The sequence below is a fragment of the Enterobacter sp. 22452 genome (assembly GCF_052045065.1).
GTDB lineage: Bacteria > Pseudomonadota > Gammaproteobacteria > Enterobacterales > Enterobacteriaceae > Enterobacter > Enterobacter mori.
This window is the reverse complement of the sequence record NZ_JBQEOB010000006.1, coordinates 157,569-175,986: the sequence shown is the minus strand read 5'-3', so window position 1 is coordinate 175,986 and position 18,418 is coordinate 157,569. Positions and strand designations below refer to the sequence as shown.

Sequence of the window (18,418 nt, the reverse complement as noted above, 5' to 3'; positions counted from 1 at the left end):
AATGCTTAGAATTTGCCCGCCGAAACTAAAAAAACGGATAATCGATTGGAATTGTTGTATACCGCCCTGCTCTATCTCATTCAGCCACTGGTGTGGCTGCGACTGTTGCTTCGTAGCCGTAAAGCACCCGCGTATCGAAAACGCTGGGCTGAACGCTATGGCTACTGCCGTAATAAAGTTGCCCCGGACGGTATTTTGCTCCATTCCGTTTCAGTTGGCGAAACGCTGGCGGCTATCCCGCTGGTTCGCGCCCTGCGTCACCGATACCCGTCACTGCCGATCACCGTCACGACCATGACGCCCACCGGCTCTGAGCGTGCGTTATCCGCTTTCGGAAAAGACGTGCATCACGTCTATCTGCCTTACGATCTGCCCTGTGCCATGAACCGTTTCCTGAATACCGTTCGCCCGAAACTGGTGATCGTGATGGAAACCGAGCTGTGGCCGAATATGATTTCTGCCCTCCATGCCCGTAAGATCCCGTTGGTTATCGCTAATGCCCGCCTGTCTGAGCGCTCGGCGAAAGGGTACGGCAAGCTGGGCAAATTTATGCGTCGCCTGCTGAGTAAAATCACCTTGATTGCGGCGCAGAATGAAGAAGATGCGGCGCGCTTCATCGCGCTAGGCCTGAAACGCAACCAGCTTGCGGTAACGGGCAGCCTTAAATTCGATATTTCCGTCACGCCTGAACTCGCCGCCCGTGCGATCACACTGCGTCGCCAGTGGGCCCCGCGACGTCAGGTCTGGATTGCGACCAGCACCCACGACGGCGAAGAAGAGATCATTCTCCAGGCGCACCGTAAGTTGCTGGAAACATTCCCTGATTTACTGCTTATCCTCGTGCCTCGCCATCCTGAGCGCTTTAAAGATGCCCGCGATATGGTGCAAAAAGGGGGTTTCAGCTACACCCTGCGCAGCAGCGGTGAGATCCCTTCCGGCAGCACTCAGGTAGTGATTGGCGATACGATGGGCGAGCTGATGCTTTTATACGGCATTGCTGACCTCGCCTTTGTCGGCGGCAGCCTGGTCGAGCGCGGCGGTCATAACCCACTGGAACCGGCAGCACACGCCATTCCGGTACTGATGGGACCGCACACGTTTAACTTCAAAGATATCTGCGCGAAATTGCAGCAGGCCGATGGTTTAATTACCGTGACCGACGCGGATTCGGTGGTCAAAGAGGTATCTACCCTTCTGACTGACGAAGATTATCGCCTGTGGTACGGGCGTCATGCCGTCGAAGTGCTGCACCAGAACCAGGGCGCACTGACCCGTCTGCTGCAGCTTCTGCAACCTTATCTGCCTCAGCGGAGCCACTAATGTCAACGCGTCTGTCGGTCGTGATGATCGCCAAAAACGCCGCCGACCTGCTTCCGGACTGCCTGGCCTCCGTCGCCTGGGCTGACGAAATCGTCATACTGGACTCCGGCAGCACGGACAACACGGTAGATGTCGCCCGCGCGGCGGGCGCGAAAATCTATACCAATACTGACTGGCAAGGTTATGGCATTCAGCGCCAGCGCGCGCAGGAATATGCCACCGGCGATTATGTGTTAATGCTCGACACTGACGAACGCATCACGCCAGAACTGCAGCAGGCTATTCAAACGGTGCTTTCCTCACCTCAGCCAGGTGCGGTATACAGCATTGCCCGCCGCAACTACTTTCTTGGCCGCTTTATGCGCCACAGCGGCTGGTATCCTGACCGCGTGATGCGCCTCTACGAGCGCGAGCGATATCAGTACAACGACAATCTGGTCCATGAATCCCTGAGCTGCGATAGCGCCCAGATCATCCCCCTGACGGGCGATTTGCTGCACCTGACCTGCCGTGATTTCGCAAGCTTCCAGCGTAAACAGCTCGACTATGCCACCGCATGGGCGCAGGAGCGTCACCAGCGCGGCAAGAAGGCCTCGCTGACGGGTATCTTCACCCACACGCTGGGCGCGTTTATGAAAACGTTGCTGCTGCGTGGTGGCGTACTGGACGGTAAACAGGGCTGGTTACTCGCGGTCGTGAATGCCCAGTATACTTTCAACAAATACACCGAGCTGTGGGCGCTCTGCCGCGGCTACTCTGAGAAAACGTGAGCCATGAGCACAAAAGCGATTTATCCGGGTACCTTCGATCCGATCACCAACGGTCATGTTGATATCATCACCCGTGCGGCGTGCATGTTCGACAAGGTGATCCTGGCGATTGCCGCCAGCCCCAGCAAGAAGCCGATGTTTGACCTGAACGAGCGCGTTACGCTCGCCACCGATGCCATTTCGCATCTGCCGAACGTCGAGGTGGTTGGATTTAGCGACCTGATGGCTAACTTCGCCCGCGCTCAGCAGGCAAACATCCTGATCCGGGGTTTACGCGCCGTAGCAGATTTTGAGTATGAGATGCAGCTGGCGCACATGAACCGCCATCTGATGCCGGAGCTGGAGAGCGTGTTCCTGATGCCCTCCAAAGAGTGGTCGTTTATCTCTTCCACGCTGGTAAAAGAGGTGGCGCGTCATCACGGCGATGTTACCCACTTCCTGCCGGTTAACGTCCACCAGGCCTTGATGGAAAAGTTAAAGTAACGCTATTTCTGGCACTGACGGCAATAGAACGTAGCGCGCTGGGCGTGCTTCGTGGCAATAATTGGCGTCCCGCAGGCTCTGCACGGTTCACCCTTACGGCCATATACCTGCAGTTCCTGGGCAAAATAGCCCGGCTTCCCGTCGCTTTGCAGGAAGTCCTTCAGCGTAGTCCCGCCCTGCTCAATAGAGCGCAGCAGCACCGCTTTAATCACTCTGACCAGCAGTTCGCACTCTTGCGCCGACAGCGAAGAGGCCAGCCGATCGGGATGGATCCCGGCCGCAAACAGCGATTCGCTGGCGTAAATATTCCCCACGCCGACCACCAGCTTGTTATCCATCAGCCAGGGCTTAATCGGGGTCTTTTTCTTTGCGCACTTCTCTTTCAGGTATTCCGCATTAAACGCATCTGACAGCGGTTCAGGCCCGAGATGCGCCAGCACGTTGTGCCCTTCCAGCTCCTTCGTCCACAGCCATGCGCCAAAACGCCGTGGGTCGGTGTAACGCAGCACTTTGCCGTTGCTCATCACCAGGTCAACGTGATCGTGCTTTTCCGCAGGCAGCTCTTCAGTAAGGATGCGCAGGCTCCCGGACATCCCAAGATGGATAATAATCCAGCCGTCAGGCAATTCCAGCAGCAGGTACTTGGCGCGACGCTGCACGCTAAGGACGGGTTTGTCACTTAACGCGTGGATCTCATCGGACACCGGCCAGCGCAGGCGCCCATTACGGACAACTGCGTGAAGAATGGTTGCGCCGACCAGATGGGGCTCAATGCCGCGACGGCTGGTCTCTACCTCAGGTAATTCAGGCATGGTTCCTCCGTTGAGATACAGAATGCAAAAAACCCCGCAGATGCGGGGTTTTTCAATACAAGGAGACTAAAATTATTTGATTTTAGCTTCTTTGTACAGTACGTGCTGGCGTACAACTGGATCGAATTTTTTCAGTTCCAGTTTTTCCGGCTTAGTACGTTTGTTCTTCGTGGTGGTGTAGAAGTGACCTGTACCAGCAGAAGAAACCAGCTTGATTTTCTCGCGAATACCTTTAGCCATGATTTATTTCCTCTTTAAGTACTTAGTACTTTTCGCCACGGGCACGCAGTTCGGACAGAACTGTATCGATGCCTTTCTTATCAATAACACGCATACCTTTAGCAGATACACGCAGGGTGACAAAACGCTTCTCGCTCTCAACCCAGAAACGGTGAGAGTGCAGGTTCGGCAGGAAACGGCGTTTAGTCGCGTTCAGTGCGTGGGAACGGTTGTTACCGGTCACCGGACGCTTGCCAGTAACTTGGCAGACTCGGGACATGTCTATTCTCCAAAAATCAAATTAGCTCGAGCTTCGTATGGGGTATCGGCGCCTCGTCAGGCTTTACAGCCCGGTCATCGCATAGTTCTAAGTGAACTCTCGATTGCCAGGCCCAAATGCCAAACCCGAGATTCTCAAAGGTGGCGTAGTATACGCTGACTCGGCGGTGTGCTCAAGTCCCGAACAGACAAAGATCCCGATGGATCGCGAGAAAGGGTCTAAATCCAACCACGTTCCGCAAAAGAAATGTACTCTCCGCGGCCAATTATCAGATGGTCCAGCACACGAATGTCCATGAATTGACAGCATTTGATAATGCGTTCGGTGATTTCTTTGTCCGCTCTGCTCGGTTCTGCACAGCCAGAGGGGTGATTATGCGCGAGGATCACGCCGGCTGCATTCACTTTTATCGCTTCCCGCACAATTTCTCGCGGATAAACCTCTACGTGGGTCAAGGTTCCAGAGAAAAGGTGAGTGTGTTTCAACACCCGGTTCTTATTGTCGAGAAAGATCACCATGAAGATCTCCCGCTCCATATCTGACAGCTGGCTTTGCAGGAATTCGCGGGTCATCGCCGGGGTAAGGATCGGATCTTCCTCCTCCATACGGACATTGTAAAAACGGCGGGCAAGTTCAGCAATCCCCCTCAGCTGGGCATATTTCGCCACGCCAATCCCCTCAACCTGCGCAAACGCTGCCAGATCGGCGGTCAGCAAACCATGCAGTGAACCGAAATGTTCTATCAGCTCTTTTGCCAGCGTAAATACCGTTTTCCCCTGCGTACCCGTACGCAAAAAGAGCGCCAGCAGCTCATCGTCTTTTAACAAGGTGACGCCATATCGCAGCAGTTTTTCGCGCGGTAACAGCAGTTCCGTCTCTTCCATGCCCAGCCTCCTTCTGTTTGCCATCATGCTGCCACAGGCCAATCCGGGGCTCGACGCTGACTTTTCGTTCTTGCGTAACGCCTCGCAAAGTGAACGAAGGACAAAATCACCCCGTTTTTGTGATTGTGATAAAATGCCCGCTCTCTGGTGAAACCCAACAGGAAAGAATCATGATGAGCCTGGCCGGTAAAAAAATCGTTCTTGGCGTGAGCGGCGGTATTGCAGCCTATAAAGCGCCGGACCTGGTGCGTCGTCTGCGCGAGCGCGGGGCGGATGTGCGGGTCGCGATAACCGAAGGTGGCAAAGCCTTTATCACGCCTATGAGCCTGCAGGCTGTCTCGGGGTACCCGGTATCCGACAGCCTGCTTGACCCTGCAGCAGAAGCGGCGATGGGCCACATTGAGCTTGGGAAATGGGCAGATCTGGTGATTCTTGCACCCGCCACAGCCGATTTGATTGCCCGCGTGGCGGCGGGCATGGCGAACGATCTGGTCTCGACCATTTGCCTCGCGACACCTGCGCCAGTCGCCGTCGTGCCCGCTATGAACCAGCAGATGTACCGTAATGCAGCCACCCAGCACAATCTGGAGACGCTGGCATCACGCGGCCTGCTTATCTGGGGCCCGGACAGCGGCAGCCAGGCGTGTGGCGATGTTGGCCCGGGTCGTATGCTGGACCCGCTGACGATTGTTGATATGGCTGCAGCCCATTTTTCGCCTGTCAACGATCTGCAACATCTCAACATCATGATTACCGCGGGCCCCACGCGCGAACCGCTGGACCCGGTGCGTTACATCACTAACCACAGCTCCGGCAAGATGGGCTTTGCCATTGCTGCTGCTGCTGCAAAACGCGGCGCGAACGTCACGCTGGTGAGCGGCCCGGTCTCATTGCCGACACCTCCGTTCGTTCAGCGCATTGACGTCACCACCGCGTTGGAAATGGAAGCCGCCGTGCAGGCCCATGCGCAAAACCAGCAGATTTTTATCGGCTGTGCGGCCGTCGCGGATTACCGTGCAGAGACCATTGCAGACGCCAAAATCAAAAAGCAAGGTGATGAATTAACGATAAAAATGGTGAAAAACCCGGATATCGTTGCTGGTGTCGCCGCACTGAAAAGCCATCGTCCTTACGTTGTTGGGTTTGCCGCAGAAACAAATAATGTGGAAGAATATGCCCGGCAAAAACGTACTCGCAAAAACCTCGATTTGATTTGCGCGAACGACGTATCGCTGGCCACGCAAGGATTTAACAGCGACAGCAATGCACTGCACCTTTTCTGGCAGGATGGAGATAAAGTCTTACCGCTTGAGCGCAAGGAACTCCTGGGCCAACAATTACTGGACGAGATCGTTACCCGTTATGATGAAAAAAATCGACGTTAAGATTCTGGACCCGCGTGTTGGCGAGCAATTTCCGCTGCCGACCTATGCCACCTCCGGCTCTGCCGGTCTTGACCTGCGCGCCTGTCTCGATGACGCCGTAGAACTGGCTCCAGGTGCAACCACCCTGATCCCGACAGGCCTGGCAATTCACATTGCTGACCCGTCTCTGGCGGCGGTGATCCTGCCGCGTTCTGGTCTGGGCCATAAGCATGGCGTCGTACTGGGTAACCTGGTCGGCCTGATCGACTCTGACTATCAGGGTCAGCTGATGGTGTCCGTCTGGAACCGTGGTCAGGACAGCTTCACCATTGAACCGGGCGAGCGTATTGCGCAGATGGTCTTTGTACCGGTTGTGCAGGCAGAATTTAACCTGGTGGCAGACTTCGATGCCACCGACCGTGGCGAAGGCGGCTTCGGCCATTCCGGGCGTAAATAACCGTCCGATAGATACGCATCTCACAGCGCCATAATGCAATAACAAACCGCAAACATCAGTTTGCGGTCGCTGTGTGGATGCCAGCCTGGCAAGTGCTTATTTTCAGGGGTATTTTGTAACATGGCAGAAAAACAAACCGCGAAAAGGAATCGTCGCGAAGAAATACTTCAGTCTCTGGCTCTGATGCTTGAATCCAGCGATGGCAGTCAACGCATCACTACCGCTAAACTGGCCGCCTCTGTAGGCGTGTCTGAGGCGGCGCTGTACCGTCATTTTCCGAGCAAGACCCGGATGTTCGACAGCCTGATCGAGTTTATCGAAGACAGCCTGATCACGCGCATCAACCTGATTCTGAAAGACGAAAAAGACACCACCGCGCGTCTGCGTCTGATTGTGCTGTTAATCCTGGGCTTTGGTGAACGCAATCCGGGCTTAACCCGTATCCTCACCGGCCACGCGCTGATGTTCGAGCAGGACAGGCTGCAGGGACGCATTAACCAGCTTTTCGAACGTATTGAAGCGCAGCTGCGTCAGGTACTGCGCGAAAAGAAAATGCGTGAAGGCGAAGGGTACACCATCGATGAGACGCTACTGGCGAGCCAGATCCTGGCGTTTTGCGAAGGGATGCTCTCCCGTTTTGTACGTAGCGAATTCAAATACCGACCAACGGACGATTTTGATGCCCGCTGGCCGTTAGTGGCTGCTCAATTGCAGTAACACCGTTGCCGGATGGCGGCTTCGCCTTATCCGGCCTACGAAATACGCAGGCCCGGTAAGCGTCGCGTCACCGGGCAATGCAATTACACGCCGAACTCTTCCCGGTACGCACGTACCGCCGCCAGATGATCCGCCATCTCCGGCTTCTCTTCCAGATAGGCAATCAGGTCTTTCAGGGTGATAATCGACGTCACTTTGCAGCTGTAATCGCGCTCCACTTCCTGAATAGCGGAAATTTCACCGCGACCACGCTCCTGACGATCCAGAGAAATCAGCACGCCAGCAAGCGTCGCACCGTTGGCCTGGATAATCTCCATCGATTCGCGGATTGCCGTGCCCGCGGTGATCACATCGTCCACCAGCATGACGCGGCCCTGCAGCACGCTGCCGACCAGATTCCCACCTTCACCGTGGGTTTTGGCCTCTTTACGGTTAAAGCAGTAAGGCACATCGCGATCATGATGTTCCGCCAGCGCCACCGCGGTGGTGGTCGCAATTGGAATACCTTTGTAGGCCGGACCAAACAGCAGGTCGAAATCAATCCCGGAATCCACCAGCGCTTCGGCATAGAAACGGCCTAACAGCGCCAGATCGCGCCCGGTATTAAACAGCCCGGCGTTGAAGAAATAGGGGCTCTTACGCCCGGATTTCAGCGTAAACTCGCCAAACTTAAGTACCTGCTTGTTAAGCGCAAACTCAATAAACTGGCGCTGATACGATTTCATGGATTCGCTCCTTTGGTTTTTCTGTCTTACAGGCAAAAAAAAGGCGACTCATTGGTCGCCTTTAAAATCAATTTTCTAACGCCGCTTTCTGCGTCGTTACAATGGATTCGATTCCCCCTCGGGCCAACGCCAGCAGAGAGAGAAGCTCTTCGTGGGTGAACGGCTCGCCTTCTGCCGTGCCCTGTACTTCAATGATGCGACCGTCTTCGGTCATCACCACGTTCATGTCGGTTTCGGCAGCGGAATCTTCAATGTATTCCAGATCGCAAAGCGCTTCACCGTTAACGATACCCACGGAAACCGCCGCGACCATGCCTTTCATTGGATTGGTTTTCAGCTTACCGGCCGCAACCAGCTTGTTCAGGGCATCCGCCAGCGCCACGCAGGCACCGGTAATGGACGCCGTACGCGTACCGCCGTCTGCCTGAATGACATCGCAGTCCAGCGTGATGGTAAATTCACCGAGGATTTTCAGGTCAACGGCGGCGCGCAGCGCACGCGCGATAAGACGTTGAATCTCCATGGTACGACCGCCCTGCTTGCCCTTCGCCGCTTCGCGGGCGTTACGGGTATGAGTCGCACGCGGCAGCATGCCGTACTCAGCGGTGATCCAGCCCTGGCCCTGACCTTTCAGGAAGCGCGGAACGCCTTCTTCGATAGAGGCGGTGCACAAAACTTTAGTGTCACCAAACTCAACCAGCACGGAGCCTTCAGCGTGTTTTGTATAGTTACGGGTCAGGGTGACGGGACGCACCTGGTTGGCGCTACGACCTGATGGACGCATGATGGATTCTCCGGCTTGAAACGAATGTGGCTGCGCATTATACGGATTAAACGCGCTTATTCCTATCCTGACAAAGCCCTGAAAGCTATAATCCCCCCATCTCTCCTTTAAAAACGGGAATGTCTATGATCCGCAGTATGACCGCCTACGCCCGGCGTGAAATCAAGGGTAGCTGGGGCAGCGCCACATGGGAAATGCGCTCGGTAAACCAGCGTTACCTGGAAACGTATTTCCGTATGCCGGAGCAGTTCCGCAGCCTTGAGCCTGTCGTACGCGAGCGTATCCGTACGCGTCTGACACGCGGCAAAGTGGAATGCAACCTGCGCTTTGAGCCTGATGCCAGCGCGCAAGGCGAGTTGATTCTTAACGAAAAACTGGCGAAACAGCTCGTGAATGCGGCGAACTGGGTCAAAATGCAGAGCGATGAAGGCGAAATCAACCCGGTTGATATTCTGCGCTGGCCTGGCGTCATGGCTGCCGGTGAGCAGGATCTGGATGCCATCGCCGCTGAAATCCTGGCAGCCCTCGACGGCACGCTGGACGACTTTATCGTTGCCCGTGAAACCGAAGGTCAGGCGCTGAAAGCGATGATTGAGCAGCGCCTTGAAGGCGTGAGCACCGAAGTAGCCAAAGTCCGCACCCATATGCCGGAAGTGCTGCAGTGGCAGCGCGAGCGCCTGGTCTCCAAACTGGAAGAAGCGGAAGTTCAGCTGGAAAACACCCGTCTGGAACAAGAGCTGGTGCTGATGGCGCAGCGTGTTGACGTCGCTGAAGAGCTGGACCGTCTGGAAGCGCACGTTAAAGAAACCTACAACATTTTGAAGAAAAAAGAAGCTGTAGGTCGCCGTCTGGACTTTATGATGCAGGAGTTCAACCGCGAGTCGAACACCCTGGCGTCTAAATCTATCAATGCAGACGTGACGAATTCAGCGATTGAGCTGAAAGTGCTGATTGAGCAGATGCGCGAGCAGATCCAGAATATCGAGTAATGCTTTTCGGGTGGTGTCGACTGCACCACCCATTACTATTTCTAATCCGTGCTGATGCTCAATTATCCCACCTTCCGCCCGTCATCAAGCCTATCCAGACAAATGTGATAAAAATTTATAGGGCAAACTAACTCACCTTAGAAAATCTCAATCGTGATCTTGCGCACAAATCGCTAACCTCCCCGCGTTCACACCGGAGGGTATATGCTGCTTCACGTTCTTTATCTGATTGGTATCACCGCAGAAGCTATGACCGGCGCGCTTGCTGCCGGGCGTCGCCGTATGGACACTTTCGGCGTGATTATTATTGCCACAGCGACCGCGCTGGGCGGCGGTTCCGTGCGCGATATCCTGCTTGGCCATTACCCGCTCGGCTGGGTTAAACACCCTGAGTACGTGATTATCGTGGCGACGGCTGCCGTGCTCACCACCATTGTGGCACCCGTTATGCCCCACCTGCGCCGTCTGTTCCTGGTGCTTGATGCGCTGGGGCTGATCGTCTTTTCAATCATCGGTGCGCAAATCGCGCTCGATATGGGTGAAGGGCCGGTTATCGCCACTATTGCCGCCGTGGTCACGGGCGTATTTGGCGGAGTATTGCGTGACATGTTCTGCAAACGTATTCCCCTGGTCTTTCAAAAGGAGCTCTATGCCGGGATCTCCTTTGCCGCAGCGGTGCTCTATATCGCCTTGCAGCATTACGTTTCGAACCATGATGTAGTGGTCATCTCGACGCTGCTGTTTGGCTTTACGGCCCGCATGCTGGCGCTGCGTCTGAAGCTCGGGCTGCCCGTTTTTCACTACAAGCACAGCGCGCACTGATGTCAAAATCCGTTGATGTGCTGTTCAGCGAGCCACTTCGCCAGCACGTCAACCTGAGGCGCGTGCATCCAGTTCATGATTTGCCGCGCTTTCTCCTCTCCAGTTCCCGGCAAGGTTTGCCAGTCAGCAGAGCTTCGCTGGCTCATTGCCTGCCACGCTCGCCCATCGATAGCGTTCAGTGTCGATTTGGATAGCGGAGCTCCCATCGCGCTAATCCAACGGATAAAAGGTTGTTCCCGCATCTGATTAAAACGATGCCAGAGCGCTAGCCCGCGCGCCGCAGAAAACCCCGGCGTGGCCTGAAGCTGCACCTGTGTTAACAACAGCCATGAAAAAATATGTTCGAAATGATGAGCCTGCCAGAGCGTGCGCCAGCCGGACTCCCCTAAACCTTCAATATCCAGCCCCTGTTTAGAGCTGAGCCATGTTAGCCGGGCAAAAAACTGCTCCATGCAGTCCGGCGAGGCATAAAAACAACTTAATGAATGGTACTGCGAGTCAGGAGGCTGCGGTTTTTGTCTGTCCGTCCCTCGCCATACCACCTTATCCAGGCGCGGAATACCCTGTCCGGCGAGACTGATCAGCACCTGATCGCCTTTGGCGAGATCCAGTCTCTGCCAACGCCCAACCGACCCCAGACTGACTCGTCGCACCTGTTTATCATCCAGTCGCACAGGCTCAAGCCCTGCAACGACGGACACTTTGCCCGTTCGTCCTACAGAAAACTGGATATTCTTTACCTCAGCAAGCTGCGAAACAGGAGAATATTTCCACGCGACGACCCAGTTTCCTTCACCAGGCAACCAGCTTTCGCCCGCAGGTTCATCCTCCGAACGCACCACAATGCCATCCGTGGCAAAGGGTAATCCGGTCTCGTGCCAGCCCGCGCGCTGTTTTTCGACGGCATCAACAGATTCGGCGGGAAGCGTATACCGCGTTGACAGCGAAAAACCGGCTTTAGACAGCTCAACCAGCAAAATCTTCATATCTTTCGGCCCATCCGGCCAGGCCCAGATGAATACGCCGATCTTGCTCAGGAGCGCGTTATCCTTTTGCCGCATCATTGCACCCGCCACCTTTGCGCGAGCGTTCATTCCGCCCATCTGGCTCTGAATGTGGTTGTCGCGTAACCAGAAAAGTTCGCCCTGCAATACGCTATTCGCCAGCGTTCCGGTAAGCTTTTGCGGCACAGACGGGATTAAACGCACCTTCTCGGTCCAGTCTTCCCCTTTTAGCCCATTTCCGCGACTGATAGCCTGGATTAACTTTCCGTCACGATAGACCAGCGTTACCGCCACACCGTCTACTTTAGGCTGCATCCAGAGGTTACGTCGGGCACGCATCCACTGTCTTAGTTCCTCTTTGCTGGTCACTTTATGCACGCCCGTATGGGCAACAGGATGTTTTACGCTCCCCGTCAGCGCGGGGAGTTTCTCTTCTGAAGGCTCGCGGCCAAAACACCGCTGCCACTGGGTTAACCGTGCGTTAAGCTGGTCGTACACGTCGTCATTAACATCGCTTACCCCCTGCTTCCAGTAGGCATCATCCCAGCGTTTGATCTGCGTGCTTAACGACACAATCTCTTTCTCTGCTTTTGCCTGCGACCACACCGGACACACCGCCGCGCCATAGCCACACCACAACACCAGTAATCCGCTTATCCATCGCCACATTGCTACTCCTCCTTTGCATTGCAGGAGGTATAACCTGACGATCGAAACAACGCTAACGGCAACCTTTCGCTTTGCGAGGCGCTATCCAGGGTTTCTTTTTATTTCTGCAAACCGCAGGTAAAACCGGAAAACGACACGCAAAAATCAATAATCCAGGGGAAAAAGTGTGACAAAGGCTACGTCACGGTGCGCCGACGTGTATAATAAGCCCGTATGTAGGACTTCTTCGTTAACACATACAAAAGACTCTCATGGCTCAAGGCACGCTTTATATTGTTTCTGCCCCTAGTGGCGCGGGTAAATCCAGCCTTATTCAGGCACTGTTAAAAACCCAACCGTTGTACGATACACAGGTTTCTGTTTCTCACACCACGCGAGCGCCGCGTCCGGGTGAAGTGCACGGTGAACACTATTTCTTTGTAGATCACGACGAATTCAGAGCGATGATCGGCAGAGACGCGTTTCTTGAACATGCTGAAGTGTTCGGTAACTACTACGGCACCTCGCGTGAAACCATTGAGCAGGTTCTGGCAACCGGCGTAAACGTGTTCCTGGACATCGACTGGCAGGGCGCGCAGCAAATTCGCAAGAAAATGCCTGACTCGCGCAGTATCTTTATTTTACCGCCATCGAAAGATGAGCTAGATCGCCGCCTGCGTGGCCGCGGTCAGGACAGCGAAGAAGTCATCGCAAAGCGTATGGAGCAGGCTGTTGCAGAAATGAGCCATTACGCGGAATATGATTACCTTATTGTGAATGATGATTTTGATGCCGCACTGAGCGATCTCAAAACCATTCTTCGTGCAGAACGTCTGCGTATGAGCCGCCAGAAGCAGCGACATGACGCATTAATCACCAAACTGTTGGCAGACTGAACCCACTTTCAGTATCATGCCCAGTCATTTCTTCACCTGTGGAGCATTTTAAGTATGGCACGCGTAACTGTTCAGGACGCTGTAGAGAAAATTGGTAACCGTTTTGACCTGGTGCTGGTCGCCGCGCGTCGCGCTCGTCAGATGCAGGTAGGCGGTAAAGATCCGCTGGTACCGGAAGAAAACGATAAAACCACCGTTATTGCACTTCGCGAAATCGAAGAAGGTCTGATCAACAACCAGATCCTCGACGTGCGTGAGCGCCAGGAGCAGCAAGAGCAGGAAGCCGCAGAACTGCAGGCCGTAACCGCTATTGCTGAAGGTCGTCGTTAATTAAACCTGCGGGTCGCCCTTGTATCTGTTTGAAAGCCTGAATCAACTGATTCAAACCTACCTGCCTGAAGACCAGATTAAGCGTCTTCAGCAGGCGTATCTCGTTGCACGTGACGCTCACGAGGGCCAGACACGTTCAAGCGGTGAACCCTATATCACGCACCCGGTAGCGGTGGCCTGTATTCTGGCCGAGATGAAACTCGACTACGAAACGCTGATGGCCGCTCTGCTGCACGACGTGATCGAAGATACCCCTGCCACTTATCAGGACATGGAACAGCTGTTTGGCAAAAGCGTTGCCGAACTGGTGGAAGGGGTCTCTAAGCTTGATAAGCTGAATTTCCGCGACAAGAAAGAGGCGCAAGCCGAAAACTTCCGCAAGATGATTATGGCGATGGTGCAGGATATCCGCGTCATTCTCATCAAACTCGCTGACCGTACCCACAACATGCGCACGCTGGGCTCACTTCGCCCGGATAAACGTCGCCGCATTGCCCGTGAAACCCTCGAAATCTACAGCCCGCTGGCGCACCGTTTAGGTATTCATCACATTAAAACCGAGCTGGAAGAGCTGGGTTTTGAAGCGTTGTACCCGAACCGCTATCGCGTGATTAAAGAGGTGGTGAAAGCCGCACGCGGTAACCGTAAAGAGATGATTCAAAAGATCCTCTCTGAAATCGAAGGGCGCTTACAGGAAGCGGGGATCCCGTGCCGCGTCAGCGGTCGCGAGAAACACCTGTACTCCATCTACTGCAAAATGGTGCTCAAAGAGCAGCGTTTTCACTCGATCATGGATATCTACGCCTTTCGCGTGATCGTCCACGACTCCGACACCTGTTATCGCGTGCTGGGGCAGATGCACAGCCTCTACAAACCGCGTCCGGGTCGCATGAAAGATTACATCGCCATTCCAAAAGCGAACGGCTATCAATCTTTGCACACCTCGATGATCGGGCCACACGGCGTGCCTGTTGAGGTGCAAATTCGCACCGAAGACATGGACCAGATGGCAGAGATGGGTGTTGCCGCACACTGGGCGTATAAAGAGCACGGTGGCGAAAGCAGCACAACCGCACAAATCCGCGCCCAGCGCTGGATGCAGAGCCTGCTGGAGCTTCAGCAGAGTGCGGGTAGCTCGTTTGAATTTATTGAGAGCGTTAAATCCGATCTCTTCCCGGATGAGATTTACGTTTTCACCCCAGAAGGTCGCATTGTCGAACTGCCTGCGGGCGCAACGCCGGTCGACTTCGCTTACGCCGTGCACACCGACATCGGGCATGCCTGCGTCGGCGCGCGTGTCGACAGACAACCTTATCCGCTGTCTCAGCCGCTCTCCAGCGGTCAGACGGTAGAAATTATTACCGCGCCGGGCGCACGTCCGAACGCAGCCTGGCTGAACTTTGTCGTGAGCTCCAAAGCGCGCGCTAAAATTCGCCAGTTGCTGAAAAACCTCAAGCGTGATGATTCCGTCAGCCTGGGGCGTCGTCTGCTCAACCACGCGTTGGGCGGCAGCCGTAAGCTGGCTGAAATTCCGCAGGAGAACGTCCAGCGTGAGCTGGAGCGCATGAAGCTCGCATCGCTTGACGATCTGCTGGCAGAGATTGGCCTCGGCAACGCCATGAGCGTGGTGGTGGCGAAGAACCTGCAGCAAGGCGACACAACAGCGGTGCCTGCAACGACGCAAAGCCACGGACACCTGCCGATTAAAGGCGCGGACGGGGTGCTGATCACCTTCGCAAAATGTTGCCGCCCAATTCCTGGCGACCCGATTATTGCGCACGTCAGCCCGGGTAAAGGGCTGGTTATCCACCACGAGTCCTGTCGAAACATTCGCGGCTACCAGAAAGAAGCCGAGAAGTTTATGGCGGTCGAGTGGGATAAAGAGACCGCGCAGGAATTTATCACCGAAATTAAGGTGGATATGTTCAACCACCAGGGTGCCCTGGCGAACCTGACGGCAGCGATAAACACGGCCTCTTCCAATATTCAGAGCCTGAATACGGAAGAAAAAGATGGTCGCGTGTACAGCGCCTTTATTCGTCTGACCGCCCGCGACCGCGTGCATCTGGCGAATATTATGCGCAAGATCCGCGTCATGCCGGACGTGATTAAAGTCACCCGAAACCGAAACTAGGTTTATGAATTCACAACGTTATGCACGTATCTGCGAAATGCTCGCCAGGCGTCAGCCTGACCTGACGGTCTGCATGGAGCAGGTGCATAAACCTCATAACGTCTCTGCTATCGTTCGTACCGCAGATGCCGTCGGTGTGCATGAAGTGCACGCCGTCTGGCCGGACGGCCGTATGCGAAATACGGTCTCGGCGGCGGCAGGTAGCAATAGCTGGGTGTCTGTCAAAAATCATCAAACCATTGGCGAAGCCGTATCGCACCTGAAAGGGCGCGGGATGCAGATCCTTGCCACTAACCTGTCCGCTAAAGCCGTAGATTTCCGCGAGATCGACTACACCCGCCCGACCTGCATTTTGATGGGTCAGGAGAAAACCGGGATCTCCCAGGAAGCGCTGGATCTGGCGGATCGGGACATCATCATTCCGATGATCGGCATGGTGCAGTCTTTGAACGTCTCCGTGGCGTCTGCGCTCATTCTGTATGAAGCGCAGCGCCAGCGTCAGAACGCCGGAATGTATGAGCGCAGCAACAGCATGCTGCCGGAAGAGGAACAGCAGCGCCTGCTGTTTGAAGGTGGTTATCCGGTTCTGGCTCGCGTTGCGAAGCAGAAAAAATTGCCTTACCCCCACGTCAACGCGCAGGGCGAAATTGAAGCCGATGCCGAGTGGTGGGCCACCATGCAGTACGCCGGGTAAGCGATGAAAGGCCGCCTGCTGGATGCCATCCCGCTAAACAGCCTGACGGGCGTGGGCGCGGCGCAAAGCAATAAGCTGGCAAAAATTGGCCTGCATACCGTGCAGGATCTCCTGCTTCACCTCCCCCTGCGTTACGAAGACCGCACTCAGCTTTATAAGATTGGCGATCTTCTTCCCGCCATTTACGCCACCGTTGAAGGCGAAGTCCTGAACTGCAACATCACCTTCGGCGGACGCCGGATGATGACCTGCCAGATAAGCGACGGCACCGGCATTCTCACCATGCGTTTTTTCAACTTCAACGCGGCGATGAAAAACAGCCTGGCGACGGGCCGCAGGGTGCTGGCCTATGGCGAGGCCAAACGCGGGAAGTACGGCGCAGAGATGATCCACCCGGAGTACCGCGTACAGGGCGATCTCAGCACGACGGAGCTGCAGGAGACGCTCACCCCGGTTTACCCGACGACGGAAGGCATCAAGCAGGCGACGCTGCGTAAACTCACCGATCAGGCGCTGGAGCTGCTGGATACCTGCGCTATCACCGAGCTGCTGCCGCCCGAGCTGGCGCAGGGCATGATGAGCCTGCCCGAGGCGCTGCGCACCCTGCACCGCCCGCCACCAACGCTACAGCTCAGCGATTTAGAAAGCGGCAAACACCCCGCCCAACGGCGTCTTATCCTTGAGGAATTACTGGCGCATAACCTGAGCATGCTGGCGCTTCGCGCTGGCGCACAGCGTTTCCATGCCCAAGCCTTAAGCCCACGCGATGAACTCAAAGATAAGCTGCTGGCCTCGCTGCCGTTTAAACCCACCGGCGCACAGGCGCGCGTCACCGCCGAGATTGAACGCGATATGGCGCTCGACGTGCCGATGATGCGCCTGGTGCAAGGCGACGTGGGATCCGGTAAAACGCTGGTTGCCGCCCTGGCGGCCCTGCGCGCGATTGCCCACGGCAAGCAGGTGGCGCTGATGGCGCCGACCGAACTGCTGGCTGAACAGCACGCCAACAATTTCCGCGCCTGGTTCGCACCGTTGGGAATTGAAGTGGGCTGGCTTGCCGGGAAGCAAAAAGGCAAAGCGCGCCTTGCGCAACAGGATGCCATTGCCAGCGGGCAGGTGCAGATGATTGTCGGCACGCACGCCATCTTCCAGGAGCAGGTGCAGTTTAACGGTCTTGCGCTGGTGATTATCGACGAGCAGCACCGCTTCGGCGTGCATCAGCGTCTGGCACTGTGGGAGAAAGGCCTGCAGCAGGGCTTCCACCCGCATCAGCTGATCATGACCGCTACGCCGATTCCGCGCACCCTGGCGATGACCGCCTACGCCGATCTGGATACCTCCACCATTGACGAACTGCCGCCGGGCCGTACCCCGGTCACAACGGTCGCCATTCCTGACACGCGCCGCAGCGATATCATCGACCGCGTGCGCAACGCCTGCACCCACGAAGGCCGTCAAGCCTACTGGGTCTGTACGCTGATTGAAGAGTCTGAACTGCTGGAAGCGCAGGCTGCCGAAGCCACGTGGGAAGAGCTAAAGCTGGCGCTGCCGGAGCTGAACGTCGGTCTGGTGCACGGACGCATGAAGCCCGCCGAAAAACAGGCGGTGATGCAGTCGTTCAAACAAGGTGATTTGCATCTGCTGATCGCCACCACGGTGATCGAAGTCGGCGTGGACGTCCCGAATTCCAGCCTGATGATCATCGAAAACCCGGAGCGTCTCGGCCTTGCCCAGCTCCACCAGCTGCGCGGACGCGTTGGCCGCGGCGCGGTAGCGTCCCACTGCGTACTGCTCTACAAAGCCCCGCTCTCAAAAACCGCCCAAATGCGTCTGCAGGTGCTGCGCGACAGCAACGACGGTTTTGTGATTGCGCAAAAAGACCTGGAGATCCGCGGCCCGGGCGAACTGCTGGGCACGCGTCAGACGGGGAACGCGGAATTCAAAGTCGCAGATTTGCTACGCGATCAGGCGATGATCCCCGAAGTTCAGCGCCTCGCCCGCCATATTCATGAACGCTACCCCGAACAGGCGGCAGCGTTAATTGAGCGCTGGATGCCGGAAACCGAACGCTACTCCAACGCCTGAT

The 18,418-nt window shown here is 55.7% G+C and carries 20 protein-coding genes; 13 read left to right on the top strand and 7 right to left on the bottom strand.

The annotated features are described in order from the left end of the window. Positions 1–45: 45 nt before the first annotated feature. Genes waaA through coaD form a run of 3 tightly spaced genes read left to right on the top strand, consistent with a single transcriptional unit; the run spans position 46 to position 2,573 of the window. Positions 46–1,320, top strand: coding sequence for a lipid IV(A) 3-deoxy-D-manno-octulosonic acid transferase (gene waaA, locus ACTJJA_RS18075; RefSeq protein ID WP_010426410.1), 1,275 nt, complete (start codon positions 46–48; stop codon positions 1,318–1,320). Then, positions 1,320–2,090: a glycosyltransferase family 2 protein gene (locus tag ACTJJA_RS18070; RefSeq protein ID WP_440668861.1), complete on the top strand. Its 771-nt coding sequence runs from the start codon at positions 1,320–1,322 to the stop codon at positions 2,088–2,090. The genes waaA and ACTJJA_RS18070 overlap by 1 nt, the downstream gene beginning before the upstream one ends. A gap of 3 nt (positions 2,091–2,093) precedes the next feature. Beyond that, complete coding sequence (gene coaD, locus ACTJJA_RS18065; protein ID WP_042717767.1) at positions 2,094–2,573, top strand: pantetheine-phosphate adenylyltransferase; 480 nt, start codon at positions 2,094–2,096, stop codon at positions 2,571–2,573. 2 nt (positions 2,574–2,575) lie between these two features. Here coaD and mutM read toward each other — a convergent pair whose 3' ends face one another. The 4 genes from mutM to radC form a co-directional block, all read right to left on the bottom strand. After that, on the bottom strand, positions 2,576–3,385 hold the full coding sequence (mutM, locus tag ACTJJA_RS18060) for a bifunctional DNA-formamidopyrimidine glycosylase/DNA-(apurinic or apyrimidinic site) lyase (RefSeq protein WP_100167467.1): 810 nt from the start codon (positions 3,383–3,385) through the stop codon (positions 2,576–2,578). 72 nt (positions 3,386–3,457) lie between these two features. After that, positions 3,458–3,625 carry a 50S ribosomal protein L33 gene (gene rpmG / locus ACTJJA_RS18055; protein ID WP_003024094.1) on the bottom strand — a complete coding sequence of 56 codons (168 nt, stop codon included), beginning with the start codon at positions 3,623–3,625 and terminating at the stop codon, positions 3,458–3,460. Between the two features lie 22 nt (positions 3,626–3,647). Next, entirely contained in the window at positions 3,648–3,884 is a 237-nt protein-coding gene (gene rpmB / locus ACTJJA_RS18050; RefSeq protein ID WP_002436699.1) for a 50S ribosomal protein L28, read from the bottom strand. Positions 3,885–4,102: 218 nt separating this feature from the next. Continuing rightward, positions 4,103–4,768: a RadC family protein gene (gene radC / locus ACTJJA_RS18045; protein ID WP_010426422.1), complete on the bottom strand. Its 666-nt coding sequence runs from the start codon at positions 4,766–4,768 to the stop codon at positions 4,103–4,105. Between the two features lie 173 nt (positions 4,769–4,941). Between radC and coaBC the strand changes: the two genes are divergently transcribed. From coaBC to slmA, 3 genes are all read left to right on the top strand, one after another. Next, positions 4,942–6,153: a bifunctional phosphopantothenoylcysteine decarboxylase/phosphopantothenate--cysteine ligase CoaBC gene (gene coaBC / locus ACTJJA_RS18040; protein ID WP_440668896.1), complete on the top strand. Its 1,212-nt coding sequence runs from the start codon at positions 4,942–4,944 to the stop codon at positions 6,151–6,153. Then, the gene (gene dut / locus ACTJJA_RS18035; protein WP_015570042.1) at positions 6,131–6,589 is read left to right on the top strand and encodes a dUTP diphosphatase; all 459 of its coding nucleotides are present in this window, start codon (positions 6,131–6,133) and stop codon (positions 6,587–6,589) included. Before coaBC ends, dut begins: the two co-directional genes overlap by 23 nt. Before the next feature lie 120 nt (positions 6,590–6,709). After that, entirely contained in the window at positions 6,710–7,306 is a 597-nt protein-coding gene (gene slmA / locus ACTJJA_RS18030; RefSeq protein WP_010426428.1) for a nucleoid occlusion factor SlmA, read from the top strand. Between the two features lie 83 nt (positions 7,307–7,389). Here slmA and pyrE read toward each other — a convergent pair whose 3' ends face one another. Together pyrE and rph are read right to left on the bottom strand one after the other, a co-directional pair. Then, the gene (gene pyrE / locus ACTJJA_RS18025) at positions 7,390–8,031 is read right to left on the bottom strand and encodes an orotate phosphoribosyltransferase (RefSeq protein ID WP_440668860.1); all 642 of its coding nucleotides are present in this window, start codon (positions 8,029–8,031) and stop codon (positions 7,390–7,392) included. A 67-nt stretch (positions 8,032–8,098) separates the two neighbouring features. Then, entirely contained in the window at positions 8,099–8,815 is a 717-nt protein-coding gene (gene rph, locus ACTJJA_RS18020; protein WP_369604721.1) for a ribonuclease PH, read from the bottom strand. Positions 8,816–8,940: 125 nt separating this feature from the next. Here rph and ACTJJA_RS18015 point away from each other — a divergent pair, with 125 nt between their 5' ends. Both ACTJJA_RS18015 and ACTJJA_RS18010 read left to right on the top strand, forming a co-directional pair. After that, positions 8,941–9,804: a YicC/YloC family endoribonuclease gene (locus ACTJJA_RS18015; protein ID WP_010426433.1), complete on the top strand. Its 864-nt coding sequence runs from the start codon at positions 8,941–8,943 to the stop codon at positions 9,802–9,804. Positions 9,805–10,008: 204 nt separating this feature from the next. Then, positions 10,009–10,626, top strand: a complete 618-nt coding sequence (locus ACTJJA_RS18010; RefSeq protein ID WP_010426435.1) for a trimeric intracellular cation channel family protein — start codon at positions 10,009–10,011, stop codon at positions 10,624–10,626. A gap of 2 nt (positions 10,627–10,628) precedes the next feature. Here the strand turns inward: ACTJJA_RS18010 and ligB are convergent, their stop codons facing one another. Then, entirely contained in the window at positions 10,629–12,299 is a 1,671-nt protein-coding gene (gene ligB, locus ACTJJA_RS18005; RefSeq protein WP_440668859.1) for an NAD-dependent DNA ligase LigB, read from the bottom strand. A gap of 251 nt (positions 12,300–12,550) precedes the next feature. Here ligB and gmk point away from each other — a divergent pair, with 251 nt between their 5' ends. The 5 genes from gmk to recG are packed head-to-tail and all read left to right on the top strand — an operon-like array spanning position 12,551 to position 18,417. Then, positions 12,551–13,174 (top strand): guanylate kinase, encoded by a 624-nt coding sequence (gene gmk, locus ACTJJA_RS18000; protein WP_010426438.1) that lies wholly within the window; start codon positions 12,551–12,553, stop codon positions 13,172–13,174. Between the two features lie 54 nt (positions 13,175–13,228). Then, a complete protein-coding gene (gene rpoZ / locus ACTJJA_RS17995; protein WP_000135058.1) occupies positions 13,229–13,504 on the top strand; it encodes a DNA-directed RNA polymerase subunit omega in 276 nt (91 codons plus the stop codon). A 19-nt stretch (positions 13,505–13,523) separates the two neighbouring features. Continuing rightward, positions 13,524–15,638, top strand: coding sequence for a bifunctional GTP diphosphokinase/guanosine-3',5'-bis pyrophosphate 3'-pyrophosphohydrolase (gene spoT, locus ACTJJA_RS17990; protein ID WP_023309883.1), 2,115 nt, complete (start codon positions 13,524–13,526; stop codon positions 15,636–15,638). 4 nt (positions 15,639–15,642) lie between these two features. Next, positions 15,643–16,332, top strand: coding sequence for a tRNA (guanosine(18)-2'-O)-methyltransferase TrmH (gene trmH / locus ACTJJA_RS17985; RefSeq protein WP_421511329.1), 690 nt, complete (start codon positions 15,643–15,645; stop codon positions 16,330–16,332). Positions 16,333–16,335: 3 nt separating this feature from the next. Further along, positions 16,336–18,417 carry an ATP-dependent DNA helicase RecG gene (recG, locus tag ACTJJA_RS17980; RefSeq protein ID WP_440668858.1) on the top strand — a complete coding sequence of 694 codons (2,082 nt, stop codon included), beginning with the start codon at positions 16,336–16,338 and terminating at the stop codon, positions 18,415–18,417. Position 18,418 lies beyond the last annotated feature (1 nt).